This is a genomic window from Acinetobacter parvus DSM 16617 = CIP 108168 (assembly GCF_000368025.1).
Lineage (GTDB): Bacteria > Pseudomonadota > Gammaproteobacteria > Pseudomonadales > Moraxellaceae > Acinetobacter > Acinetobacter parvus.
Genome location: NZ_KB849211.1, coordinates 545100 through 545887 on the forward strand (window position 1 = coordinate 545100; position 788 = coordinate 545887).

The window sequence follows — 788 nt, forward strand, 5'->3', positions numbered from 1 at the left end:
TACTAAAAGTAATGGCAGCATGATTTAAATATTTAGAGCGGATTTATCACTTATAAAACTGAATTGAGTGGTCTAATTAACGGAACCACATCAGATTGTAAAAATTGGATTTGTGAATACACCATTGTTCCATGCCGCACCACCACCTAATGCCTGAACCAACGCAGTATTAGTCGTATCAACACGTGTATTTAAGGTGGCCACTTCATTGCCAATTCGCGTATCTACACCATCAATACGAGTGTTAATGGTATTGGCACTATTGGTAATCGCTGTATTTAAAGTACCAACTTCAGTTGTCACCCGTCCATCTAATGCTGTAATACTGGTATTGGTCGCATGTAACTGTTTACCTGTCACTGCATCTTTAGACGTTGCATCTAATGTTGCATCTTGCAAACCTGTAAGTTTCGTACCGTTTGTACCTGCCAAGGTAATTGTGTCTTTGGTTGCTGAATCATAGATCACTGCATTTGCTGCAAGATTCCCTGTATTGGTTTTTAACAGTGCAATGTCATTTGTGTTAGTCGTGACTACCAACTTCAGTTGTCACCCGTCCATCTAATGCTGTAATACTGGTATTGGTCGCATGTAACTGTTTACCTGTTACTGCATCTTTAGACGTTGCATCTAATGTTGCATCTTGCAGACCTGTAAGTTTCGTACCGTTTGTACCTGCCAAAGTAATTGTGCCTTTGGTTGCTGAATCATAGATCACTGCATTTGCTGCAAGATTCCCTGTATTGGTTTTTAACAGTGCAATGTCATTTGTGTTAGTCGTGACTCGT

At 40.0% G+C, this 788-nt stretch carries 1 protein-coding gene and 1 pseudogene; both read right to left on the minus strand.

Annotated elements, in window-relative coordinates; genetic code table 11:
- Positions 1-90: 90 nt before the first annotated feature.
- Positions 91-540 (minus strand): hypothetical protein, encoded by a 450-nt coding sequence (locus F988_RS04600; protein WP_004681395.1) that lies wholly within the window; start codon positions 538-540, stop codon positions 91-93.
- Positions 524-788: pseudogene (locus F988_RS15385) on the minus strand (hypothetical protein); the annotation flags it as partial. The gene F988_RS04600 and the pseudogene F988_RS15385, both read right to left, overlap by 17 nt.